24 protein-coding genes are annotated in these 23,654 nt (G+C 69.9%); 16 read left to right on the plus strand and 8 right to left on the minus strand.

What is annotated here, in order from left to right; translation table 11 throughout:
• Positions 1-80 precede the first annotated feature (80 nt).
• From MMF98_RS07940 to MMF98_RS07965, 6 genes are read right to left on the minus strand one after another with little or no spacing between them, the layout of a single operon-like run.
• Positions 81-1,409, minus strand: a complete 1,329-nt coding sequence (locus MMF98_RS07940; RefSeq protein WP_243305737.1) for a sulfate adenylyltransferase subunit 1 — start codon at positions 1,407-1,409, stop codon at positions 81-83.
• Positions 1,410-1,451: 42 nt separating this feature from the next.
• Positions 1,452-2,384 carry a sulfate adenylyltransferase subunit CysD gene (gene cysD, locus MMF98_RS07945; protein WP_243305738.1) on the minus strand — a complete coding sequence of 311 codons (933 nt, stop codon included), beginning with the start codon at positions 2,382-2,384 and terminating at the stop codon, positions 1,452-1,454.
• Positions 2,381-3,148 carry a phosphoadenylyl-sulfate reductase gene (locus tag MMF98_RS07950; RefSeq protein ID WP_243305739.1) on the minus strand — a complete coding sequence of 256 codons (768 nt, stop codon included), beginning with the start codon at positions 3,146-3,148 and terminating at the stop codon, positions 2,381-2,383. Before MMF98_RS07950 ends, cysD begins: the two co-directional genes overlap by 4 nt.
• The gene (locus MMF98_RS07955; RefSeq protein ID WP_243305740.1) at positions 3,148-3,534 is read right to left on the minus strand and encodes a DUF934 domain-containing protein; all 387 of its coding nucleotides are present in this window, start codon (positions 3,532-3,534) and stop codon (positions 3,148-3,150) included. Before MMF98_RS07955 ends, MMF98_RS07950 begins: the two co-directional genes overlap by 1 nt.
• 7 nt (positions 3,535-3,541) lie before the next feature.
• Positions 3,542-5,374, minus strand: a complete 1,833-nt coding sequence (locus tag MMF98_RS07960; RefSeq protein WP_243305741.1) for a nitrite/sulfite reductase — start codon at positions 5,372-5,374, stop codon at positions 3,542-3,544.
• Positions 5,375-5,398: 24 nt separating this feature from the next.
• Positions 5,399-6,190 (minus strand): sulfite exporter TauE/SafE family protein, encoded by a 792-nt coding sequence (locus MMF98_RS07965; protein ID WP_243305742.1) that lies wholly within the window; start codon positions 6,188-6,190, stop codon positions 5,399-5,401.
• Positions 6,191-6,382: 192 nt separating this feature from the next.
• On the opposite strand from MMF98_RS07965, the gene MMF98_RS07970 reads away from it, so the two are divergent.
• A complete protein-coding gene (locus MMF98_RS07970) occupies positions 6,383-7,579 on the plus strand; it encodes an ABC transporter substrate-binding protein (RefSeq protein WP_243305743.1) in 1,197 nt (398 codons plus the stop codon).
• Between the two features lie 129 nt (positions 7,580-7,708).
• Positions 7,709-8,461, plus strand: coding sequence for a response regulator (locus tag MMF98_RS07975; protein ID WP_243305744.1), 753 nt, complete (start codon positions 7,709-7,711; stop codon positions 8,459-8,461).
• A gap of 55 nt (positions 8,462-8,516) precedes the next feature.
• Here the strand turns inward: MMF98_RS07975 and mnmC are convergent, their stop codons facing one another.
• Positions 8,517-10,424, minus strand: a complete 1,908-nt coding sequence (gene mnmC / locus MMF98_RS07980) for a bifunctional tRNA (5-methylaminomethyl-2-thiouridine)(34)-methyltransferase MnmC2/FAD-dependent 5-carboxymethylaminomethyl-2-thiouridine(34) oxidoreductase MnmC1 (protein ID WP_243305745.1) — start codon at positions 10,422-10,424, stop codon at positions 8,517-8,519.
• A gap of 16 nt (positions 10,425-10,440) precedes the next feature.
• A complete protein-coding gene (locus MMF98_RS07985; RefSeq protein WP_243305746.1) occupies positions 10,441-10,713 on the minus strand; it encodes an oxidative damage protection protein in 273 nt (90 codons plus the stop codon).
• A gap of 127 nt (positions 10,714-10,840) precedes the next feature.
• Between MMF98_RS07985 and MMF98_RS07990 the strand changes: the two genes are divergently transcribed.
• The 14 genes from MMF98_RS07990 to MMF98_RS08055 all read left to right on the plus strand — a co-directional run bounded on the left by MMF98_RS07990 (position 10,841) and on the right by MMF98_RS08055 (position 23,597).
• On the plus strand, positions 10,841-11,875 hold the full coding sequence (locus MMF98_RS07990; RefSeq protein WP_243305747.1) for a sulfate ABC transporter substrate-binding protein: 1,035 nt from the start codon (positions 10,841-10,843) through the stop codon (positions 11,873-11,875).
• 33 nt (positions 11,876-11,908) lie between these two features.
• Positions 11,909-12,493, plus strand: a complete 585-nt coding sequence (ssuE, locus tag MMF98_RS07995) for an NADPH-dependent FMN reductase (protein WP_243305748.1) — start codon at positions 11,909-11,911, stop codon at positions 12,491-12,493.
• A 123-nt stretch (positions 12,494-12,616) separates the two neighbouring features.
• A complete protein-coding gene (locus MMF98_RS08000; protein WP_243305749.1) occupies positions 12,617-13,645 on the plus strand; it encodes a sulfonate ABC transporter substrate-binding protein in 1,029 nt (342 codons plus the stop codon).
• A 32-nt stretch (positions 13,646-13,677) separates the two neighbouring features.
• Positions 13,678-14,646, plus strand: coding sequence for a sulfonate ABC transporter substrate-binding protein (locus tag MMF98_RS08005; RefSeq protein WP_243305750.1), 969 nt, complete (start codon positions 13,678-13,680; stop codon positions 14,644-14,646).
• 31 nt (positions 14,647-14,677) lie between these two features.
• The gene (locus tag MMF98_RS08010; protein WP_243305751.1) at positions 14,678-15,712 is read left to right on the plus strand and encodes an aliphatic sulfonate ABC transporter substrate-binding protein; all 1,035 of its coding nucleotides are present in this window, start codon (positions 14,678-14,680) and stop codon (positions 15,710-15,712) included.
• 9 nt (positions 15,713-15,721) lie between these two features.
• On the plus strand, positions 15,722-16,888 hold the full coding sequence (gene ssuD, locus MMF98_RS08015; RefSeq protein WP_243305752.1) for an FMNH2-dependent alkanesulfonate monooxygenase: 1,167 nt from the start codon (positions 15,722-15,724) through the stop codon (positions 16,886-16,888).
• Positions 16,889-16,905: 17 nt separating this feature from the next.
• A complete protein-coding gene (locus MMF98_RS08020) occupies positions 16,906-17,280 on the plus strand; it encodes a VOC family protein (RefSeq protein WP_243305753.1) in 375 nt (124 codons plus the stop codon).
• On the plus strand, positions 17,277-18,173 hold the full coding sequence (gene ssuC, locus MMF98_RS08025) for an aliphatic sulfonate ABC transporter permease SsuC (RefSeq protein ID WP_243305754.1): 897 nt from the start codon (positions 17,277-17,279) through the stop codon (positions 18,171-18,173). Before MMF98_RS08020 ends, ssuC begins: the two co-directional genes overlap by 4 nt.
• Before the next feature lie 14 nt (positions 18,174-18,187).
• The gene (locus MMF98_RS08030) at positions 18,188-19,015 is read left to right on the plus strand and encodes an ATP-binding cassette domain-containing protein (RefSeq protein ID WP_243305755.1); all 828 of its coding nucleotides are present in this window, start codon (positions 18,188-18,190) and stop codon (positions 19,013-19,015) included.
• Positions 19,016-19,109: 94 nt separating this feature from the next.
• Positions 19,110-19,325 carry a TOBE domain-containing protein gene (locus tag MMF98_RS08035; protein ID WP_243305756.1) on the plus strand — a complete coding sequence of 72 codons (216 nt, stop codon included), beginning with the start codon at positions 19,110-19,112 and terminating at the stop codon, positions 19,323-19,325.
• 96 nt (positions 19,326-19,421) lie between these two features.
• A complete protein-coding gene (locus tag MMF98_RS08040) occupies positions 19,422-20,720 on the plus strand; it encodes an O-acetylhomoserine aminocarboxypropyltransferase/cysteine synthase family protein (protein WP_243305757.1) in 1,299 nt (432 codons plus the stop codon).
• A gap of 240 nt (positions 20,721-20,960) precedes the next feature.
• Entirely contained in the window at positions 20,961-22,001 is a 1,041-nt protein-coding gene (locus tag MMF98_RS08045) for a methionine ABC transporter ATP-binding protein (RefSeq protein WP_243305758.1), read from the plus strand.
• Positions 21,994-22,671: a methionine ABC transporter permease gene (locus MMF98_RS08050; RefSeq protein ID WP_243305759.1), complete on the plus strand. Its 678-nt coding sequence runs from the start codon at positions 21,994-21,996 to the stop codon at positions 22,669-22,671. The genes MMF98_RS08045 and MMF98_RS08050 overlap by 8 nt, the downstream gene beginning before the upstream one ends.
• Positions 22,672-22,799: 128 nt before the next feature.
• Positions 22,800-23,597: a MetQ/NlpA family ABC transporter substrate-binding protein gene (locus tag MMF98_RS08055; protein ID WP_243305760.1), complete on the plus strand. Its 798-nt coding sequence runs from the start codon at positions 22,800-22,802 to the stop codon at positions 23,595-23,597.
• The last annotated feature ends 57 nt before the right edge of the window (positions 23,598-23,654 follow it).

The following is a 23,654-nucleotide window of genomic DNA, read 5'->3' on the forward strand; positions in this document are numbered from 1 at the left end:
GGGGCCAGTGGCAACGAGGCGAAGCCAGGTTTCGCCAGACCCCTTGATTTTATTGGTTTTATCGCGGCCGGCGGGCCGGGCTACTGAATCAGCACCGCGCCTGAGGTCTTGTGCGTGGCGGTGTCCACCAGAATCAGCGAGCCGAGCGCGCGCGACTGCGCGTAGGGCAGGGCCGCCACCGGCTCCTGCAGCGTGAGCTCCACATGCCCGATGGCGTTGGGGGCGAGCTCGGTGGCTTCCTCCTCGGCCAGCGTGTTGATGTTGAGCCTGTGCACGATGCGGCGGACCTTGGCCTTGACCCAGCGGTGGCCGTGCAGCGCCCAGTAGGCGCGGCCGGCGACCAGAGGCTCTTCATCGAGCCAGGCGATGGTGGCGCTCAGCTCGCGCCGCGCTTCGAGGGCCGGCGCATCGCCGCCGTGCGCGAGCAGCCAGTCGCCGCGCGACACGTCTACCTCGCGGTCCAGCACCAGGCCCGCGCTGTGGCCGGCGGCGATGGCCCTGGGGGTGCGCGCATGGTCCAGCACCTGCGCCACCACGGCGCTCTGGCCGCCGGGCAGCACCCGCACGGTCTGGCCGGGCTGCACGGCGCCGGTGGCCACGCGGCCCCAGAACACGCGGCGGCCCTGTGAGGTGTCGGCGGAGGACGAGAACTTCTCGACCCATTGCACGGGAAAGCTGAGCGGCAGGGCGGTCTCGGCCGGCGTCGCGGGCAACTGCTCCAGCAGCTCCAGCAGGCTCGGGCCTTCGTAACCGCACCAGCCGGGCCGGGCCTCGACCACGTTGTGGCCCTTGAGCGCCGAAACCGGCACGATGGCGCGCACCGGGATCTGCGCGGCCTGCGCGAAGGCGTTCAGCGCGGCGCTGATGTGGGCGAAGGCGGTGCTGGGCTCGTCCACCGCGTCGAGCTTGTTGATGGCGAACACGATGGAGGGCACGCGCAGCAGGTGGGCCAGCAGCGAATGGCGGCGGGTCTGCGGCAGCAGCTCCAGCGCGGGGTTGCGCCAGTCGAGCTTGGTCGCGTCCACCAGCACCACGGCGGCGTCGGCGCTGGAGGCGGCGGTCACCATGTTGCGGGTGTACTGCTCGTGGCCCGGCGCATCGCCGATGATGAACTTGCGCGATTCGGTGGCGAAGTAGCGGTAGGCCACGTCGATCGTGATGCCCTGCTCGCGCTCGGCCGACAGGCCGTCGGTCAGCAGCGCGAGGTCGGTCTCGCCCTGGCGCTGCACGCCGGCCAGGTGGTCCTGCAGCACGGCCTTGCTGTCCACCAGCAGGCGGCCGATCAGCGTGCTCTTGCCGTCGTCAACCGAGCCGCAGGTGATGAAGCGCAGCGCCGATTGATAGTCATTTTGGCCGGAGGTCCGCACCAGCTGGTTGTTTTCTGCTATTTTTTCTGTAGCAATCGTCATGGTTGTCACTTCTCAATCAAGGGCGCGGCCCGATGCGTGTGCCTAGAAATACCCATCCTTTTTGCGCTTCTCCATGGAAGCGTCGGAGGTCTTGTCGTCCATGCGCGTGGCGCCGCGCTCGCTGACGTCGGCGGCCAGCGTCTCGATCACGATGTCGCCGGCCGTGGCGGCCAGGCTTTCCACCGGGCAGGTGCAGGTGATGTCGCCCACGGTGCGAAAGCGCACGTCGCGCGTGACCACGGTTTCGCCATCGCGCGGCGGCGTGAGCTCGGTGACGGGCACCAGCAGGCCGCGGCGCTCCACCACTTCGCGCGGATGCGTGTAGTAGATCGAGGGCAGGGCGATGCGCTCGCGCTCGATGTACTGCCAGACGTCGAGCTCGGTCCAGTTGGAGATCGGGAACACGCGGAAATGCTCGCCGGGCGCCAGGCGCGTGTTGAACAGGGTCCACAGCTCGGGGCGCTGGGCCTTGGGCTGCCATTGGCCGAAGCTGTCGCGGTGCGAGAAGATGCGCTCCTTGGCGCGGGCCTTTTCCTCGTCGCGGCGGGCGCCGCCGATCAGCGCATCGAAGCGGAACTCGTCGATGGCTTCGAGCAGCGTGACCGACTGGTGCACGTTGCGCGACTCGCCCGGATGCGCCAGCCGCACGGTGCCGCGCTTCATCGAGTCCTCGACGCTGCGCACGATCAGCTCGGCGCCGAGCTCCCGGGCGCGCTGGTCGCGGAAGTCGGTGACCTCGGGGAAGTTGTGGCCGGTGTCGATCATCAGCAGCGGGTAGGGCAGGCGGCCCGCGCCAAAGGCCTTCTCGGCGCAGCGCAGCATCACCAGCGAATCCTTGCCGCCCGAGAACAGCAGGGCCGGGCGCTCGAACGCGGCGGCCACTTCGCGCAGGATGAAGATGGTTTCCTCCTCGAGCGCGTCGAGGTGGGCATTGCTCAGGTGGTGCAGCAGTTCGGGTTCGGTGCGCGCGTTCATGCGGCCACCCCTTCCTTGGGTAGATTCGTTGCGAGGGGCGAGCTGTCGCCCTTGACATGCAGGCCGCATTCCTTGGCGGCTTCGTCTTCCCACCACCAGCGGCCGGCGCGGAAGTCCTCGCCGAGCGCGATGGCGCGCGTGCAGGGCGCGCAGCCGATGCTGGGATAGAACTCGTCGTGCAGCGGGTTGTAGGCCACCTGGTTCTGCTGGATGTAGTGCCAGACGTCGCCCCAGGTCCAGTTGGCCAGCGGGTTGAGCTTGGCCCGGCCGGTTTGCGCTTCGTCGCTCGTGTCGATCAGCGGCACCTCGGCGCGCGCGTTCGACTGCTCGCGGCGCAGGCCCGTGATCCAGGCGCGCTGGCCGCGCAGGGCGCGCTCCAGCGGCTCGACCTTGCGGATGTGGCAGCAGGCCTTGCGCAGCTCGACGCTGCGGTACATCGCTTCCTGGCCCTCGCGCGCCACGAACTGCACCACCGACTCGTTCACCGGGTGGTAGACCGTGACCGGCGTTTTCGAGGTGGCCTGGGTCTGCCGCAGCAGTTCCAGCGTTTGCGGGTGCAGCATGCCAGTGTCGAGCACGAACACCGGGATGCCGAGCTCCAGGCGGTTGATCAGGTGGGTGATGACCACATCCTCGGCGCCCAGGCTGGAGGCCTGGGTCACGGGCGTGAACTCGGCCGCGGCGCGGATCAGCAGGCGCGAGGTTTCCTCGAGCTTGGCCTCGAAGCCGGCCGAGGCGCGTGCGTGCAGGTCGACGGCTCCCATCAGGCGGCTTTCAGGAAATGCGGCTGCGGATCGATCACATCGCCCTGGTAGAAGGCCTTGTAGTGGTCGAGCAGGCGCTGGGCGTGGGTGGCATCCTGGTCGGCGCGCAGCACCGCGCTGCTGAAGCCGCTGCGCTGCATCTGCACGAGCTGGTCGACCAGGACGTCGCCCACGGCCCGGATCTCGCCCGCGAAGCGCAGGCGCCGGCGCAGCAGCAGCGCCTGGCTGAAGGCCCGGCCGTCGGTGAATTTCGGGAAATCGAGGTCGATGCGCGCCACGCCGTCGAGCACCAGGGCCTGCAGGTCGGCGTCGTTGGCCAGCGGGAGAACGCTGCCCGCCGGTGCGGCGGCGGCGTGTTGTTCCTGGGAGATCAGTGTCAGGCTCATGGGGGTCTCAGGCTGCTTGTTTCTGGCTGAAGCGCGCCGCATTGGCGGCCGCCTTGAAGGGTTCGATGCCGACGCGGCGCAGCGTGGCGATGAAGGTCTCGTGCTTCGGGCCGCCGGGGCCGTCCACCAGCTGGCGCTGGTCGCGATAGGTGCCGAGCACGGCCTCGATCACCTCCGGCACTTCGGCCGCGCTGAACGAGGGGCCGACCACCTTGCCGGGCGTGGCCGGGCCGGACAGGGCCGAGCCGTCGGCGCCGCCGAGCGTGACCTGGTACCACTCCTGGCCGTCCTTGTCCACGCCCAGGATGCCGATGTGGCCGCTGTGGTGGTGGCCGCAGGAGTTGATGCAGCCGCTGATGTGCAGGTCGATCTCGCCCAGGTCGTGCAGCTCGTCCAGGTCCTGGTAGCGCTCGGTGATGGCCTCGGCCACCGGAATGGAGCGCGCGTTCGCGAGCGAGCAGAAGTCGCCGCCGGGGCACGCGATCAGGTCGGTCAGCAGGCCGATGTTGGGGCGTGCCAGGCCGGCCTTGCGCGCGGCCTTCCAGAGCTCGGGCAACTGGTCGCAGCGGACCCAGGGCAGCAGCAGGTTCTGCTCGTGCGTGACGCGGGCTTCGCCGGCGCTGAACTGGTCGGCCAGGTCGGCGGCGATGTCGAGCTGGTCGGCCGTGGCGTCGCCGGGCGCCTGGCCCAGGCGCTTGAACGACAGGGTGACGGCGCGCAGGTCGGGGTTCTTGTGCGGCGCCACGTTCTGCTGCAGCCAGCGGCCGAACTCGATGTCGTCCTCGGCGGCGGCGCGCAGGATGTGGGCGATCTTGGTCTCGGCGTCCGAGCGGTTGCAGTCGAGCTTGGGCGGCACGAACGAGGCGGCCACGCGGTCGTACTCGGCCTGGGTGATGGTGTGCGGCGCGCCGTCCACCTCGACGATCTGCCGGTATTCCTCTTCCACCTGGTCGATGTAGCGCTGGCCCTCGGCCTTGACGAGGATCTTGATGCGCGCCTTCCAGGCGTTGTCGCGCCGGCCGTAGCGGTTGTAGACGCGGATCACGGCCTCCAGGTAGTTCATGAGCTGGTGCCAGGGCAGGAACTCGCGCACCACGCTGCCGATCACCGGCGTGCGGCCCATGCCGCCGCCGACCAGCACCTTGAAGCCCAGCTCGCCCTGCGCGTCGCGCAGCAGCTGCAGGCCCACGTCGTACCAGCCGATCGCGGTGCGGTCCTCGCGCGCGCCGTTCACGGCGATCTTGAACTTGCGCGGCAGGAACGCGAACTCGGGGTGCAGCGTGCTCCACTGGCGCAGGATCTCGCAGAACGGGCGCGGGTCGGCGATCTCGTCCACCGCGATGCCGGCCAGCTCGTCGCTGGTGATGTTGCGGATCACGTTGCCGCTGGTCTGGATGCCGTGCATGTTGACGCTGGCCAGCAGCTCCATCACGTCGGCGCTGCGGTTCAGTGGAATCCAGTTGAACTGCACGTTGGTGCGGGTGGTGAAGTGGCCGTAGCCGTGCTTGAGCCGCGAGCCGATCTGCTTGCCATTGCGCAGCGGGATCGGGCCCAGCTTGTCCTGCGTGGCCTGGGCGTCGGCCAGCAGGGCGGCATCGGGCTGGTCGTACTCGCGGGCCACCCGGGCCAGCACGCGCAGTTGCTCGCTGGACAGCTCGCCGTAGGGCACGGCTACGCGCAGCATGGGCGCGTAGCGCTGCACGTACCAGCCGTTCTGCAGGCGCAGCGGGCGGAATTCGGCATCGCCGAGGGTGCCGGCCAGATTGCGTTCGAGCTGGTCGCGGTACTGCGCGGCGCGCAGCTGGATGAATTGCTTGTCGAAGGAAGTGTATTGGTACATCGCGGGAGACTCTTCTTCTTTGAATCAGATCGCCATCAGCTTGACGCCGGCATAGGCCAGCAGCGCGGACAGCAGGGAGCGGATCACGCGGTCGGGCGCCTTGAGCACCAGGCGCGAGCCGAGCCAGATGCCGGGCAGCGAGCCCGCCAGCAGCTTGACCAGCAGCGGCCAGTCGACCGAGCCGATGGAGGCGTGGCCCAGGCCCGCCACCAGCGTCAGCGGCACGGCGTGGGCGATGTCGGCGGCCACGATGCGCGGCAGCGGCAGCGCCGGGTACAGCAGCATCAGCACCAGCACGCCGATGGCGCCGGCACCGACCGAGGTGAGCGTGACCAGCACCCCGATCACCGCGCCGAACAGCACCGGCAGCGCCCAGTGGCGGGGCTGGGCGGCCCGTGCCAGGGCGGCCGGCTCGATCTCGCGCGGCGCCGACTTGCCGGCAATCGCCTTGTAGAGCGTGGCCACGGCGGTCAGCAGCAGGGCGACGCCGAGCGTGGTGGTCATCACCTGCTGCACGGCGGCGCCGGCCGGCCCGATGCGGTGCAGCACATAGAGGGTGGCCAGCGCGGCCGGCACGCTGCCCGAGGCCGTGCGCAGCACCACCGGCCAGTCGATGGCGCGGGCGCGGGCCAGGCTGATCGAGCCGCCGAATTTGGTGAAGGCGGCGAACAGCAGGTCGGTGCCGATGGCCAGGTAGGGCTTGACGCCGAACATGAAAATCAGCAGCGGCGTCATGAGCGAGCCGCCGCCGACGCCGGTCAGGCCGACGACGAAGCCGACGAAGAAGCCGGCGAAGATGAACGCGAAGTCATGCATGGGCGCGACTTTAGAAGTGCGACTTATAAAAACAAACTATTTATTTGTTAGCGCCTTATGCGGATAAGCATATTCACCAGAATTCATGCGGGTTTCAGGGCGTTTCCGGGCGCCTGCCGGATAAGGCGGCCCGGCCCCTGGGCCGATGCGTCCATCGATCCGCTGCTACATTGGCGCAGCTTTGGAGTTTTTATGAAAAGTGCAGTCGTTGGATGTCTGGCCCTGGCCGCGGGTGTGGCGGGGGCGCAGGGCGTGCCGATCCGGATCGGCGAGATCAACAGCTATTCCGCCATTCCGCAGTTCACCCAGCCCTACCGGCAGGGCTGGCAGCTCGCGGTGGACGAGGTCAATGCCGCTGGCGGCCTGCTGGGCCGCAAGGTCGAAGTGATCGCGCGCGACGACGCGGGCAAGCCCGAGGAGGCGCTGCGCCACGCGGTCGAGCTCACGGCCAAGGAAAAGGTCGACGTGCTGGCCGGTGGCTTCCTCTCCAACGTGGGCCTGGCGCTGGTCGACCACGCGGCCAAGAACAAGCGCCTGTTCGTGGCCAGCGAGCCGCTGACCGACGCCATCGTCTGGGACAAGGGCAACCGCTACACCTTCCGCCTGCGCCCGAGCACCTACATGCAGGCCGCCATGCTGGTGGAAGAGGCCGCCAAGCTGCCCGCCCGCCGCTGGGCCACCATCGCGCCCAACTACGAGTACGGCCAGAGCGCCGTGGCCAGCTTCAAGGAGCTGCTCAAGGCCAAGCGGCCCGATGTGGAGTTCGTGGGCGAGCAATGGCCGGCCAACGGCAAGATCGAGGCCGGCACCACGCTGACGGCCATCATGAACACCAGGCCCGATGCGATCTTCAATGTGACCTTCGCGGCCGACCTCGCCAAGCTGGTGCGCGAAGGCAACCAGCGCGGGGTGTTCCCCAAGGTGCCGGTGGTGTCCATGCTGTCGGGCGAGCCCGAGTACCTCGAGGTGCTGAAGGACGAGACGCCGAAGAACTGGATCGTCACCGGCTACCCCTGGGACCAGATCGACACGCCCGCGCACGCCTCGTTCGCGGCCGGCTACTACAAGAAGTTCAACGAGAACCCCAAGGTCGGCTCGGTGGTGGGCTACGCCACCATGCAGGCCATCTTCGCGGCCATCAGGAAGGCCGGCAGCACCGACAACGAGAAGCTGGTGGCGGCCATGCGCGGCCTGAAATTCCCCACGCCGTTCGGCCCGGCCGAGTTCCGCGCCATCGACCAGCAGTCCACCATGGGCGCCTACGTCGGCAAGCTCGACGTGCGCGGCGGCAAGGGCACGATGGTGCAGTGGCGCTACGCCGACGGCAAGGACTACCTGCCCGGCGATGCCTACGTGAAGGCGCGCCGCCCGGCCGAGGCCATGAAGTAGGCGCCGCGGTCCGCCCGCGCCGACTGTTGTAAAACTGCGGTCATCCCAGCCCATTGCTGGACGGCCGGCCGGCCCGGGCCGGCTTGCCCCGATAATTTGCCGCTTATTCCCAAGAACAAAGCGGCTCATATGGGACAACGCGTCTTCGTCAAGGTGGTGGGGTTCACCGATGTCGAGCGGCATGCGCTCAACACGGTCTTCAGGCTGTCCGAGCCACGCGATGTGGCCTATGCGCTGTGGCAGCCCGGCGCGCCCGAAGCGGCCCGGCTGGCCCTGATCGACGGCCAGAGCTACGAGGCCCGGCTCGAACTCGAATCCCCGCAGGCCGACCCCGACATGAAGCTGATCTGGGTCGGCGCGGTGGCGCCGGCCCAGGCCTGGCGCACCTTCGAGCGGCCGCTGCAGTGGCCGGTGGTGGTGCAGGCGATGGACGAGCTGTACCTGCCGCCGCCGGCGCTCGATCTGGACCTCGATCTCGACTTCGCGGCCCCTGCAAGCCCCGCGGCGCCGGCCCCGCCGGCGGCGACCAAGCGCGTGCTGATCGTCGATCCCCAGGGCGAGAGCCGGCTGTACCTGCGGACCAAGCTCGCCTCCGTCGGGCTGCTGCAGGCCGACGAAGCGGCCAGCGGCGCCGAGGCGCAGGAGCTGCTCAAGCGGCGGGCCTACGACCTCGTGGTGCTGGACCTCGGCCAGCCCGACATGCCGGGCTGGCAACTGCTCAAGCAGATTCCGTCGCTGCAGGCGGTGCGCCCGCGCATCATCGTGACCGGGGCGCAGCGCTCCGTCGTGAACCAGGTGCGCGCCTGGCTGGCCGACGCGCAGGCCTGCCTCGGCAAGCCCATGCACCCGGGCAAGCTGCAGCAGTTGCTACAAAACATATAGCAGGAAATGACCGCTGCGCCTGGACATCGGGCCGATTTGATTCAAATTTTTGGCTTCAAGGCCTGATCCAGCGCCCGGCGGCCAGGGCCTGGGCCAACTGGCGTTCCAGGGCCGCGGGTTCGCCGTGCAGCCGGGCCGCCAGCAGCTCGGCGCACAGCGCGGCCAGGGTGAGCCCGCGCGAGCCCATGGCCGTGCAGACCCACAGGCCGGGCTGATGCGCCGGGTCCAGCGGGCCGACCAGGGGCAGCCGGTCGGGCGAGGCGCAGCGCACGCCTGTCCAGGCCTGCACCCGGCCCTCTTTGAAGGCGGCGGCCAACTGGTGCGCGGCCTGCGGCAGCAGGGCCTGCAGGCGCTCGAGATTCGCCAGGTGGTCGGCCGCGCGGGGCTGCAGGTCGGCGCTGTCGCGCTCGAAGCTGGCGCCCGTCAGCCAGACCGGGCCGGTGGCCAGGGGCAGCGCCGGGATCAGGCTGCCATGGCCGTTGACGGGGAAGGGCGGCAGGGCCTCACGGTCGCCGGGCTGGTGCGGCGCCCAGGACACCTGGCCGCGAATGGCCTGCAGCGGCAGCGCCGGCAGGCCGGGCCGCAGCGCCGCGAGCGTGCGGCTGGCGGGCCCGGCGGCCAGTACTACCAGGTCGGCGCGGGCCAGCAGCCCGCCCTGCGCATCGTGCAGCTGCCAGCCTTCGCCGTCGTGCTCGAGCTGCGCCACGCAGGCCTTGCCCTGCCAGCGGATGCCGGGCTGCGCCAGCCAGGCTTCGACCAGGCGCGCGGGCTGCAGCCAGCCGGCGCTGCCGTGCCACAGGGCTGGGGCGGTGCCGTCATCGCTGTCGTCGGCGGCGGGCAGGCCGGCCTGCTGGCGCTGGCCGGGCGTGGCGTCCTGTGTCCAGTCGCGCGCCGCGGCCGCCAGGTCCGGCGTGCGCCAGGCCGGGGGCAGGCCCGGCGAGCCGTCCACGCGGTGTTCAAGCACGCCGCTGGCGTCCCAGTCGAAGCCGGCCTGCAGCAGGGCCTGCATCTGCTGCCGGGTGGCGCGCACGCCGGCGCGCGTCAGGCGCGACAGCAGGCTGTCGTCGGGCGAGACATGCGGCGCCAGCAGTCCGGCGGGCAGGCCCGAGGCGCCGGCCGCGGGCCGGGCGGCGGCGTCGAGCACCTGCACCTGCCAGCCGCGGCGCGCCAGGCTGGCGGCCACCGCCGCGCCCGCGATGCCGCCGCCGACCACCGCGCAGCGCGCGGCCGCCATCGGCGCCGGCTCGGGCGTGCGGGGCCGGCGCGGCTCCCAGCGCGGGTTGAATTCGCCGCTCAGGCTGTCGCGCTTGGGCGGCAGGCCCGGCGCCTTGGCCACCGCGAAGCCGCATTGCTCGAGCCCGTCGCGCACGGCGCGCGCCACGGTCCAGGTGGCCATGCGTGTGCCGCGGCGGCACAGGCGGGCCACCGCCTTGAGCGTGTGCACCTCCCACATGGCCGGATTGCGCTGCGGGCTGAAGCCATCGAGGAACACCGCATCGGTCTCGAACGCGAGTTCGCGCAGCATGGGCTGCACCTCGCCGATGCACAGCGTGAGCAGCACGCGCCCGTCCTCGAAGGCCAGCCGGTGAAAGCCCGGCAGCAGGCCCTGCCACTGGCGGGCCAGGGCCTCGGCCAGCGGTTGCAGCTCGGGATGGGCGGCGGCACTGCGCAGCAGGTCGGCCGCGCCCACGGGGAAGGCCTCGACCGAGACGAAGTGCAGCAGGCGCGGGCGCTCGGGATCGGTTTTCCAGGCCAGCCAGGTGGCCAGGAAGTTCATGCCCAGGCCGAAGCCGGTTTCCAGCACGCGCCACTGGGCCTGGCCGGCCCAGGCCTGCGGCAGGCCGCAACCGTGCAGGAAGACCTGCCGGGCCTGCGCCAGGGCGCCGGCCTCGCTGCGGTAGATGTCGTCGAAGCGGGGGCTGCGCGGCCAGCCGTCGGCCAGCCATTCGACGGCTTCGGCCATGTGTGTCGCAGGGTGGTCAGGCGCTGGGCGGGACGTAGCCCTGCGCAACGTCGGCGCCTTCGCCGAAGAAATGCTTTTCCATCTGGCGCTTCAGGTACTCGCGGGCGCGCTGGTCGGCCAGGTTCAGCCGGTTCTCGTTGACCAGCATGGTCTGCTGCTTGATCCAGGCGGCCCAGGCTTCCTTGCTGACGTTTTCCCAGATGCGCTTGCCGAGTTCGCCGGGGTAGGGCGGGAAATCGAGCCCTTCGGCCTCTTTGCCGAGCTTGATGCAATGAATCATGCGAGCCATATGACGCCTCTTGGAGATTTTTAAGATGTTTTCGGTATTAGAAACTGAAATCTTATTGGTTCCAGTTTTGAGAAGGGGCTTCCAGAATCAAACCCTGTTGATTTTCAACCCATACAGAGAGAGATTCATGAGCACACGCCGCCACTTTATCAAGTTTCCCCTGGCCGCCGCCCTGGCGGGCGCCTTGGCCCTGCCGGCAGTGCCGGCGCTGGCGCAGCAGGTCAACCTGCTCAACGTCTCCTACGACCCGACGCGCGAGCTCTATGTGGACTACAACGCGGCCTTCGCCAAGTACTGGAAGGGCAAGACCGGCCAGGACGTGAGCATTAAGCAGTCGCATGGCGGCTCGGGCAAGCAGGCGCGCTCGGTGATCGACGGCATCGACGCGGACGTGGTGACCCTGGCGCTGGCCGGCGACGTGGACGCGCTGGTGAGCCACGGCAACCTGCTGTCGGCCGGCTGGCAGAAGAAGCTGCCGCACAACTCGGCGCCCTACACCTCGACCATCGTGTTCCTGGTGAAGAAGGGCAACCCCAAGGGCATCAAGGACTGGGACGACCTGGTCAAGCCCGGCGTGCAGGTGATCACGCCCAACCCCAAGACCTCGGGCGGCGCGCGCTGGAACTACCTTGCGGCCTGGGAGTTCGCTTTGCGCAAGTACGGCGGCCAGAACAGGGATGCCGCAAAGGCCAAGGACTACATCGCGAAGCTGTTCGCCAACGTGCCGGTGCTCGACACCGGCGCGCGCGGCGCCACCGTGACCTTCGTGCAGCGCGGCGTGGGCGACGTGCTGCTGGCCTGGGAGAACGAGGCCTTCCTGTCGATCAAGGAGTTCGGCGCCGACAAGTTCGAGATCGTCGTGCCCTCGCTGTCCATCCTGGCCGAGCCCACGGTGGCCGTGGTGGACAAAGTGGTGGACAAGAAGGGCACGCGCGCCGTGGCCGAGGAATACCTCAAGTACCTGTACTCCGATGAAGGCCAAGACATCGCCGGGCGCAACTACTACCGCCCGACCGCCGACAAGGCGAAGGCCAAATACGCGGGCCAGTTCCCCAAGCTCACGCTGGTGACGATCGATCAGGCGTTCGGCGGCTGGGCCAAGGCGGACAAGGAGCATTTCGCCGACGGCGCGAGCTTCGACCAGATCTACACCCGCAAGTAGTCCGGGCAGGATGAGCATCGCACTGGAATCCGCATGACAGTTCTGCTTCTTGCCGGCAGCCCCTCCGAGCGCTCGCGCTCGGCCGCGCTGCTCGATTCGGTCAGCCAGCGGCTGGGGCGGCGCGGCGCCCAGGTCGAGCGGCTGCTGATCCGCGACCTCTCGCCCCAGGCGCTGCTGCTGGCCGACACGGCGCACCGCACCATCCAGCAGGCCGTGGAGCAGGTGGCGCGGGCGCGCGCCATCGTGGTGGCCACGCCGGTCTACAAGGCAGCCTACAGCGGCGTGCTCAAGGTGTTCCTGGACCTGCTGCCGCAGACCGCGCTGAAAGGCAAGACCGTGCTGCCGCTGGCCACCGGCGGCAGCCCCCACCACATGCTGGCGCTCGACTACGCGCTGCGGCCCGTGCTGCAGTCGCTGTCGGCGCGCCACATCCTGCCCGGCGTCTACGCCACCGACGTGCAGGTGACGCTCACGCCCGAGGGCGCCCACCAGCTCAGCCCGGAGCTGGCCGCGCGGCTCGACGAGGCGGTGGCCACGCTGTTCAGCGAGGGCCTGCGAATGCCGCCCGCGGCCGGCTTCGAGCCCGTGCCGTTCTCCCGGGTGCGATGTAGCGTCTGACGCGCCTCGCCGGTCCGCGCCGCGGGCCGGCCCCCCGGTTTCCCCCAATTGAGATTGTTGAACCACCGCTTTCGCGGGCGGCCAGGAAAGCCGTTGCCCGCGAACCCCGACAAGGATGACCCCATGACCCAGATCACTTCCGACAGCATCGAAACCGCCGTGCCGTCTGCCCGCTGGTGGCAAGCCCTGCGCAGGCTCGCGCTTGGTGCACTGGTGCTGGCCGCGCTGGCCTTGATCGCCAGCTTCCTGCTGCTGCCGGTGGCGCGCGCCCAGGGCCAGCCGGCGGCCGAGTTGCGCATCGGCTACCAGAAAGCAGCCAGCCTGTTCGTGCTGCAGAAGGCGCAGGGCTCGCTGGAAAAGCGCCTGGCGCCGCTGGGCGTGGGCGTGAAGTGGGTCGAGTTCCCGGCCGGCCCGCAGCTGCTCGAAGGGCTGAACGTCGGCGCGATCGACGTTGGCTACGTGGGCGAGGCGCCGCCGATCTTCGCGCAGGCCGCGGGCGCGAAGTTCGTCTACATCGGCCACGACCCGGCCGCGCCGCAGGCCGAGGCCCTGCTGGTGCCCAGGGATTCGGCGATCCGCTCGGTGGCCGAGCTCAAGGGCCGCAAGGTGGCGCTCAACAAGGGCAGCAACGTGCACTACCTGCTGGTGCGCCTGCTCGAGAAGCACGGCCTGAAGCTCGGCGACATCCAGCCCGTCTACCTCGCGCCGGCCGATGCGCGCGCCGCCTTCGAGAGCCGCAGCGTGGACGCCTGGGTGATCTGGGACCCGTTCGCCGCCGCGGCCGAGAAGGCCATCGGCGCGCGCGTGCTGGCCGACGGCCGCGGCGTGGTCAACAACTACCAGTACTACCTGGGCGAGCGCCGCTTCGTGGGCCGCCACCCGTGGGTGATCCAGGCGCTGTTCGACGACTCGGTAGAGCAGGGCATCTGGCTCAAGAAGAACCTGCGCCAGGCGGCCGAGCTGATCGCGCCGCTGCAGGGGCTACCGGTGGACGTGGTCGAGCTGAGCCTGCGCCGCTACGAGTTCAACGTGCAGCCCGTGTCCGCTGGCGTGATCGCCGACCAGCAGCAGATCGCCGACACCTTCTTCGACCTCCGCCTGATCCCCAAGGCCATCGCCGTGCGCGAAGCCGCCTGGACCGACCCGCGCTGAGCGCGTACCTCTTTTTTTCAGGACCAATCCTCATGAATACCTCCCTGTTTCGCAAGCGCCGCGACCTGCTGCTCGGCGGCCTGTCGGGCCTGGCCGCGGCCACCCTGCCGGCCGTGGCCGTGCACGCCCAGGCGCCCCAGCGCCAACTCCGCATCGGCCACCAGAAGGGCTTCCTGAGCCTGCTCAAGGGCCGCGGCACGCTCGAAAAGCGCCTCGCGCCGCTCGGCGTCTCGCTCAAGTGGACCGAGTTCACGGCCGGGCCGGTGCAGCTCGAAGCGCTCAACGTCGGCTCGATCGACTTCGGCGACGTGGGCGAGGCCCCGCCCATCTTCGCCCAGGCGGCCGGCGCCTCGCTGGCCTATGTGGCGGCCACCGTGCCGCGCCCCTCGGCCGAGGCCGTGCTGGTGCCGCGCGGCTCGCCGCTGCGCAGCGTGGCCGACCTCAAGGGCCGCAAGATCGCGCTCAACAAGGGCAGCAACGTGCACTACCTGCTGGTGCAGCTGCTGGAGAAGGCCCATGTGGCCTACAGCGAGGTCAACCCGGTCTGGCTGCCGCCGGCCGATGCGCGCGCCGCCTTCGAGAAAGGCGCGGTCGATGCCTGGGTGATCTGGGACCCGTTCCTCGCGGCGGCCGAGAAGACGCTGGACGCGCGCATCCTGGCCGACGGCCGCGGCGTGGTGAACAACCGCGCCTACTACTTCTCCTCGCTCGACTACGCGGCGCGCCATCCCGACGTGCTGGCCATCGTCATCGAGGAGATCGACCGCATCGACAACTGGGCCGCGGCCCACCGCGGCGACTTGGCCGCCGAGCTGGCGCCGCTGTTCGGCATTCCCCGGCCCATCGTGGAGCTGTCGGTGGGGCGCTCGGCCTACGGCACGGGCCCGGTCACGCGGGCCATCCTGGCCGAGCAGCAGCGCATTGCCGACGTCTTCTTCGAGCTGCGGCTGATTCCCCGAAGGATCAACGTGCTGGACGCCGCGCCGGCTGGCCTCGCCTGACGCGCCGGTCCATTTCCCCAAGGAGCTTTTCATGAACGCAGGACATCCCTTGCCGATCCACACGCCCGTGCGCCGCCGCCTGCTGCAGGTGCTGGCCCTGACCGCCGCGTCCTGGAGCCTGTCGGCGCCCATCGCGCTGGCGCAGCCGGCGCTGGCCGGCGAGAAGCCGCCGGAGCAGTTGCGCATCGGCTACCAGAAATCGGCCGTCAACCTGGTGGTGGCCAAGCAGTCGGGCTGGCTGGAGAAGCGGCTGCCCCAGACCCGGGTGTCGTGGATCGAGTTTCCGGCCGGCCCGCAGCTGCTGGAGGCCCTGGCCGTCGGCAGCCTGGAGTTCGGGCTGACTGGCGATTCGCCGCCGGTGTTCGCGCAGGCCGCTGGCAAGGACCTGGTCTACGTCGGCGCGGAGCCGCCCAAGCCCGACAGTTCGGCCATCCTGACGCTGAAGGACTCGCCGCTGCGCACGCTGGCCGACCTCAAGGGCCGCAAGGTGGCGCTGCAGAAGGGCTCGAGCGCGCACTACCTGCTGGTGCGCGCGGTGGAGAAGGCCGGGCTGCAGTGGAGCGACATCCAGCCGGTCTACCTCGCGCCGGCCGATGCACGCGCCGCCTTCGAGCGCGGCAGCGTCGACGCCTGGGCCATCTGGGACCCGTTCTACACCGCCACCGAACTCGCGATCGCGCCGCGCGCGCTGGCCACCGGGCGCGAGCTGTCGGGCAACAACTCGTTCTACCTGGCCTCGCGCCCGTTCGCGACGCGGCACGCGCAGACCCTTGCCGTGCTGTTCGAGGAGCTGACGCGGGCCGACCGCCTGGTGCAGGAGAACCGCAAGGAGGCGATCAAGCTGATCGCCGATTTCAGCGGCCTGGACGCCGGCGTGGTCAGCCTTTTTCTGCAGCGCCGCCCGAAGTCGCCGGTCGGGCCCCTGAGCGCGCAGACCGTGGCTGACCAGCAGCGCGTGGCCGACGCCTTCCTGCGGCTCGGCCTGATTCCCAAACCCGTCGCGGTGGCGCAGATCGTCTGGCGCCCCGACGGCGTGCGCCTGGCGCAGGCCGCACGCAGCAACTAAGGAGTGCTCATGCAAGTGTTCTGGTTCATTCCCACCCACGGCGACAGCCGCTATCTCGGCACCGCCGAGGGCGCCCGCGAAGTCAACCTCGACTACCTCAAGCAGGTGGCCGTGGCCGCCGACAGCCTGGGCTACGAGGGCGTGCTGATTCCCACCGGCCGTTCGTGCGAAGACCCCTGGGTGATCGCCTCGAGCCTGCTGCCGGTGACGCGGCGCCTGAAGTTCCTGGTGGCGGTGCGCCCCGGGCTGCACCAGCCCAGCCTGGCGGCGCGCATGGCCGCCACCTTCGACCGCCTGTCGGGCGGGCGGCTGCTGATCAACCTCGTGACCGGCGGCGACCAGACCGAGCTCGAAGGCGACGGCGTCTACCTCGACCACGCGCAACGCTACGAGCAGTCGGCCGAGTTCATCCGCATCTGGCGCGAGATCCTCACGCGCAGCCATGCGGGGCGGCCGTTCGACTACGAGGGGCAGCACCTGAGCGTCAAGGGCGCGAAGCTGCTGTTTCCGCCGGTGCAGGCGCCGCATCCGCCGGTGTATTTCGGCGGCTCGTCGCCCGCGGCGCACGAGCTCGCGGCCGAGCAGGTCGATGCCTACCTGACCTGGGGCGAGCCGCCCGCCGAGGTGGCGAAGAAAGTGGCCGACGTGCGCGCACGCGCCGCACGCCACGGTCGTAGCGTGCGCTTCGGCATCCGGCTGCACGTGATCGTGCGCGAAACCGAGGAGCAGGCCTGGCAGGCCGCCGACAGCCTGATCAGCCGGCTCGACGACGACACCGTGATCCGCGCCCAGGCCGCGTTCTCGCGCATGGACTCGGAAGGCCAGCGCCGCATGGCCGCGCTGCACGCCGGCGGCAAGAAGAGAACCCGGGCCGACCTGGAGATCAGCCCCAACCTGTGGGCCGGCGTGGGCCTGGTGCGCGGCGGCGCGGGCACGGCGCTGGTGGGCGACCCGAAGACGGTGGCGGCGCGCATCGAGGAATACGCCGAGCTCGGGCTCGACACCTTCGTGCTGTCGGGCTACCCGCACCTGGAGGAGGCCTACCGCTTCGCCGAGCTGGTGTTTCCGCGGCTGCCGCGCCGGCTGCGCGAGACGCTGCCGGGCCAGGCCCTGAGCGGGCCGTTCGGCGAGGTGGTGGCGCACCAGTACGCGCCGTCGCGGGTCTCGCAAAGCTGAGCGAAAGGAAGCAACTCATGAGCATCCATGCCATCAGCCATGTGCAACTGGCGTTTCCCGCGGGCGAAGAGGCCGAGGTGCGCCGCTTCTACGGCACGCTGGTCGGCCTGACCGAGCTGCGCCAGCCGGCCGCCGGCACGCTGCGCTTCGTCGCCGGCCGCCAGCGCGTCGACCTGATCCCGACCGAGAACTGGCGTCCGCCGCCGGCCGTCTCGCACCTGGCCTTCGAGGTGCAGGACCTGCCGCAGCTGCGCAGCCGGCTGCTGGCCGCGCAACTGGCCCTCGAAGAGAGCCGGCCGCTGCCGGGCTACCTGCGCTTCTACGTGCGCGACCCGGCCGGCAACCAGCTTGAATTCCTTGAACCCGACCCTTTCCAGGTGAGTACCGTATGACCCAGCCGCTGCGTGAGATCCAGGTGACGCCCCTGCCCGACGTGGTGGAGGCGCCGGGCTTCGGCTTCCTGCCCCTGAAGGCCGCCTGGCCGTTCCCGTGGGCCGCGCTGGCCGCGTTCGGGCAGGCCGTGGCGCTGCGCCTGCTGCCCTGGCTGCTGCCCGTGGGCCTGGTGGCGCTGTGGCAGGCGGCCTCGTCGCTGGGCTGGCTGTCCACGCGGGTGCTGCCGGCGCCGGCGGAGGTGCTCAAGGCGGCCTGGGCGCTGGCGCTGTCGGGCGAGCTGTGGACGCACGTGAAGGTGAGCGCCGGCCGCGCGCTGGCTGGGCTGGCCGTGGGCGGCGGGCTGGGCCTGCTGCTGGGGCTGCTCACGGGCTCGCTGCGCTTCTTCGAGACGCTGCTCGATTCGAGCATCCAGATGGTGCGCAACATCCCGGCGCTGGCGCTGATCCCGCTGGTGATCCTGTGGTTCGGCATCGACGAGTCGGCCAAGCTGTTCCTGATCGCGGTGTCGGTGTTCTTCCCGATCTACCTCAACACCTTCCACGGCATCCGCAACGTGGACCCGGGGCTGATCGAGATGGGGCGCACCTACGGGCTCTCGCGCTGGCAGCTCTACCGCCAGGTCATCCTGCCCGGCGCGCTGTCGTCCATCCTGGTGGGCCTGCGCTTCTCGCTCGGGCTGATGTGGGTGATCCTGATCGTGGCCGAGACCATCTCGGCGCAATCGGGCATCGGCTACCTCACGATGAACGCGCGCGAATTCCTGCAGACCGACGTGGTGCTGGTGGGCATCCTGCTCTACGCGCTGCTCGGCAAGCTGGCCGACATGTTCGCCCGCGGGCTGGAGCGCTGGTGGCTGCGCTGGCACCCGGGCTACCAGGCCGTTGGCACCTGAAACGAGGAACCGCCATGACACTCACCACTTCACTCACCGCTTCCCAGCCAGCCGCCGCGGGCGGCGTGCGCATCGAGATCCAGGGCCTGACCAAGCGCTACGGCGCGCGCGAGGTGCTACGCCAGGCGCAGATCGCCATCGAGCCCGGCCAGTTCGTCGCCATCGTGGGCCGCAGCGGCTGCGGCAAGAGCACGCTGCTGCGCCTGGTGGCCGGGCTCGAGCCGGCCACGGGCGGCAGCCTGCGCATCGACGGCCAGGCCGCGGACGGCCTGCGCGAGGACACGCGCATCATGTTCCAGGACTCGCGCCTGCTGCCCTGGCGCCGCGTGATCGACAACGTGACGCTGGGCCTGCCGCCCGGGCGGCGCGCGGCCGCCGCGGACGTGCTGGCGCAGGTCGGCCTGGCCGACCGCCAGGCCGACTGGCCGGCCCGGCTCTCGGGCGGCCAGCGCCAGCGCGTGGCCCTGGCCCGCGCGCTGGTGCACCACCCGCGCCTGCTGCTGCTCGACGAGCCGCTGGGCGCGCTCGACGCGCTCACGCGCATCGAGATGCACCGCCTGATCGAGGGCCTGTGGCAGCGCCACGGCTTCACCGCGCTGCTGGTCACGCACGACGTGCAGGAGGCCGTGGCGCTGGCCGATCGCGTGATCCTGATCGAGGACGGGCGGATCGCGCTGGACGAAACCATCGCCCTGGCGCGCCCGCGCTCGCAGGGCGACGCCGCCTTCGCCGCGATCGAGAAACGCATCCTCGACCGCGTGCTGCAGCAGCCCGGGCGCGAACCGCCGGCCGATCCCTCATGGCCCGCGCCACCGGCCCATGGCCTGCGCTGGGCCGTCTGAAATGAATGAAAACCGGCGGAGGTCCGCGCCGTGGGGTCATTTTTTGCTATCAATTCAGTAGTAAACCCGAATTTCAACCAGGAGTATCTTCACCATGTCCATTCAAGCCATCAATGTCCGCAACCAGTTCCGCGGCAAGGTCAAGGAAATCATCCGGGGCGACGTCGTGTCCGAAGTCGACGTCGAGACGCCCTGGGGCATCGTCACCTCCGTCATCACCACGCGCTCGGTGGACGAGCTCGCCCTGGCGCCGGGCTCGGAGGTGGTGGCGCTCGTCAAATCGACCGAGGTGTCGATCGCCAAGCTGTGAGGGCGCTACGATAGCGAGGGCCGTCGTGGCGCGCTGCGCCATGGCCCTCCTCCTTTCTTCATTCATTGTTTTTCCCTCAACCTGAAACCTATCGACATGTCCGATCAATGGAAGTTTGAAACCCGCTCAGTGCACGCCGGCTACTCGCCCGACCCCACCACCAAGGCCGTGGCCGTGCCGCTGTACCAGACGGTGGCCTATGCCTTCGACAGCGCGCAGCATGGCGCCGACCTGTTCGACCTCAAGGTGCCGGGCAACATCTACACCCGCATCATGAACCCGACCACCGACGTGCTGGAACAGCGCGTCGCGGCGCTCGAAGGCGGCATCGCAGCGCTGGCGCTGGCCTCGGGCATGGCGGCCATCACCGCTGCCATCCAGACCATCGCCGAGGCGGGCGACAACATCGTTTCGGCCAGCACGCTGTATGGCGGCACCTACAACCTGTTCGCGCACACCTTTCCGCAGCAGGGCATCGAGGTGCGCTTTGCCGACCCGCGCGACCCGGCCGGCTTCGCTGCGCTGATCGATGCGCGCACCAAGGCCGTGTTCTGCGAATCGGTCGGCAACCCGCTGGGCAACGTGACCGACATCGCCGCGCTGGCCCAGGTGGCGCACCAGCATGGCGTGCCGCTGATCGTGGACAACACCGTGCCCAGCCCCTACCTGTGCCGCCCGATCGAGCATGGCGCCGACATCGTGGTGCACGCGCTCACCAAGTACATGAACGGCCATGGCAACAGCATCGGCGGCGTGATCGTGGACAGCGGCAAGTTCCCATGGGCCGAGCACAAGGCGCGCTTCCCGCGCCTGAACGAGCCCGACGTGAGCTACCACGGCGTGGTCTACACCGAAGCCCTGGGCGCTGCCGCCTACATCGGCCGCGCGCGGGTCGTGCCGCTGCGCAACATGGGCGCGGCGTTGTCGCCGTTCAACGCCTGGCTGACGCTGCAAGGCATCGAGACCCTGCCGCTGCGCATGGACCGCATCTGCGCCAGCAGCCAGGCGCTGGCCGAGTTCCTGCAGCAGCATCCGAAGGTGGAGTGGGTGCGCTACGCGGGCCTGCCCGACCACCCGGACCACGCGCTGGTGCGGCGCCAGATGGGCGGCAGGGCCTCGGGCATCCTGTCGTTCAGCCTCAGGAGCGCGGCGGGCGCCGACCCGCGCGCGGCTGGCGCGCGCTTCCTCGACGCGCTGCAGCTGTTCACGCGGCTGGTGAACATCGGCGATGCGAAGTCGCTGGCCACGCACCCGGCCTCGACCACGCACCGCCAGCTCGACGCCGGCGAGCTGGCCAAGGCCGGCGTGAGCGAAGGCATGGTGCGCCTGTCGGTGGGCATCGAGCACATCGACGACCTGCGCGCCGATCTCGAGCAGGCATTGGCCGCCGTCTGAGGCCCAGAAATCGGCGCGAGCCGCGCCTGATCTGATCCTGCGTCCCGCCCCGGCAGGGTAGTGCCGGGTGGGTTGAGCCGAGAGCCAGCCGCTGTCCAGCGGCTGGCTTTTTTTTGGCGGATCGCTTATCTGATTTCGTACCTTGCTAGGACGCATTCATTCGTTGGCCGAACGAGGCGCTCTGCCTAGCATGGAAGGCCTGTTCAACCAGACCCAGGCGCCAACGCAGGGTGCCCTTCCATGATCGAACTCAGCGGCATTTTCCAGACCTATCCCGGACCGAGTGGTCCCGTCGAGGCCCTGCGCGGCATTGACCTTCATGTGCCGGCCGGCTCGGTCTTCGGCGTCATCGGCCGCTCCGGCGCGGGCAAGAGCTCGCTGGTGCGCACCATCAACCTGCTGAACCGCCCCGCCGCGGGGCGGGTGGTGGTGGACGGACGCGAACTCACGCAGCTCTCGGGCGCGGCGCTGCGCGAGGCGCGCAAGGCCATCGGTATGGTGTTCCAGCACTTCAACCTGCTGTCCTCGCGCACGGTGTACGGCAACGTGGCGCTGCCGCTGGAGCTGGCGGGCCTGCCGGCGGGCGAGATCCGCGCCCGCGTCGGGCCGCTGCTGGAGCTGGTGGGCCTGTCCGGCCTGCGCGGGCGCTACCCGGCGCAGATCAGCGGCGGGCAGAAGCAGCGCGTGGGCATCGCCCGCGCGCTGGCCAGCCGGCCCCGGGTGCTGCTGTCGGACGAGGCCACCTCGGCGCTGGACCCGGAGACCACGCGCTCCATCCTGGCCCTGCTGCAGCAGATCAACCGCGAGTTCGGCCTGACCATCGTGCTCATCACGCACCAGATGCAGGTGATCAAGCAGGTGGCCGAGCGCGTGGCCGTGATCGACGCCGGGCGCATCGTGGAGCAGGGGCCGGTGCTGCAGGTGTTCACGCAGCCGCAGCACGCCACCACGCGCAGCCTGATCGACGACATCGCGCCGCAGGCGCTGCCGGAGTCGGTGTTGGCGCGCATCCGCGCGCTGATGGCGCAGCCGCACGAGGGCAGCGCGCGGCTGCTGCGGCTGGCGTTCGCGGGCGAGGGCGCCGACCGGCCGCTGCTGTCGGACGTGATCCGCCGCTTCGGCATCGACCTGTCCATCGTGCACGGCCAGGTCGACGAGATCCAGGGCCGGCCGTTCGGCTCGCTCGCGGTGTTCGCGCGCGGCGCGCACGAGCCGCTGCGCCAGGCGGTGTCGCACCTGCGCGGCGCCGGCGTGCAGGTGCAGGAGGTGGCCTATGCCTGAGAGCCTCCTCGCCACCTTCAGCGGGCCGCTGCTGGCGCTGTTCGCCACCTCGCTGTGGGAAACCCTGGTCATGGTCGGCCTGTCGGGCCTGGCGGGCAGCGCCATCGGCATTCCGCTGGGCGTGTTCCTGCACCTCAGCGGCGCCGGCGGCGTGCTGCGTAGCCCCGCGCTCAACCGCCTGGTGGGCGGCCTCGTCAATGCCGTGCGCTCCACGCCCTTCATCATCCTGCTGGTGGCCGTCATCCCGCTCACGCGGCTGCTCACCGGCTCGTCCATCGGCACGGCCGCCGCCGTGGTGCCGCTGACGCTGGCGGCCGCGCCGTTCGTGGCGCGCCTGGTGGAGACCGCGCTGCGCGAGGTGGACCACGGCCTGGTGGAGGCGGCGCTGGCCATGGGCGCGAGCACGCGGCAGATCGTCTTCAAGGTGCTGCTGCCCGAGGCGCTGCCCGGCATCGTGGCGGCGCTGACCATCACCCTGGTGAGCCTCACCGGCTACTCGGCGATGGCCGGCGCCATCGGCGGCGGCGGCCTGGGCGATCTCGGCATCCGCTACGGCTACCAGCGCTTCCTGCCCGAGGTGATGGCGGCCGTGGTGCTGGTGCTGATCCTGTTCGTGCAGGCCGTGCAGAGCCTGGGCGACCGGGCCGTGCGGCGCCTGAGCCATCGCTAGGCGCATCGCGGATGCTATCGAATTGATAGCAAACAACGACCGCGCCACCTGGACCTTGGCGCGATTTCATTCAAAAACCATTTTTTCAACGACCCATCCGGTCTTTTTTCATCCCAAAAGGAAACCTCATGAACAAACGTACCCTGCTGCACACCGCCCTGGCCCTGGCGCTGGCCGCCAGCTTCTCGGCCGACCTGCTGGCCCAGGACGCGCCGCTGAAGATCGGCGTGACGGCCGGCCCGCACGCGCAGATCTTCGAGCAGGTGAAGAAGATCGCCGAGAAGGACGGCCTGAAGATCCAGATCGTCGAGTTCAGCGACTACGTGCAGCCCAACGCCGCGCTGGCCGCCGGCGACCTGGACGCCAACAGCTACCAGCACAAGCCCTACCTCGACGCCCAGGTCAAGGACCGCGGCTACAAGATCGTGCCGGTGGGCTACACCGTCAACTTCCCGATCGGCATCTACTCGAAGAAGGTCAGGAGCCTGGCCGAGCTGAAGGAGGGCGCGCGCGTCGGCATCCCGAACGACCCGACCAACGGCGGCCGCGTGCTGCTGGTGTTCCAGGACAAGGGCCTGATCAAGCTCAAGGCCGACGCCGGCCTCAAGGCCACGCCGCTGGACGTGACCGAGAACCCGAAGAAGATCCGCTTCGTGGAGGTGGACGCGGCCCAGCTGCCGCGCACGCTCGACGACCTCGACGCCTCGGCCATCAACACCAACTACGCGCTGTCGGCCGGCCTGAACCCGGGCAAGGACGCCATCGCGCAGGAGAACGCCAAGAGCCCCTACGTCAACCTGCTGGCCGTGCGCGAGCAGGACCAGAACAAGCCCTGGGTCGCCAGGCTCGTGAAGGCCTATCACTCGGACGAGGTGCGCCGCTTCATCCAGACCGAGTTCAAGGGCTCGGTGATCGCGGGGTTCTGAGCGCGGCGACCCGTTTCCGGGGCGATGCCCAGCACGAACGCACGAGCCTTTTCATAA

It is taken from the genome of Variovorax terrae (assembly GCF_022809125.1).
GTDB lineage: Bacteria > Pseudomonadota > Gammaproteobacteria > Burkholderiales > Burkholderiaceae_C > Variovorax_A > Variovorax_A terrae.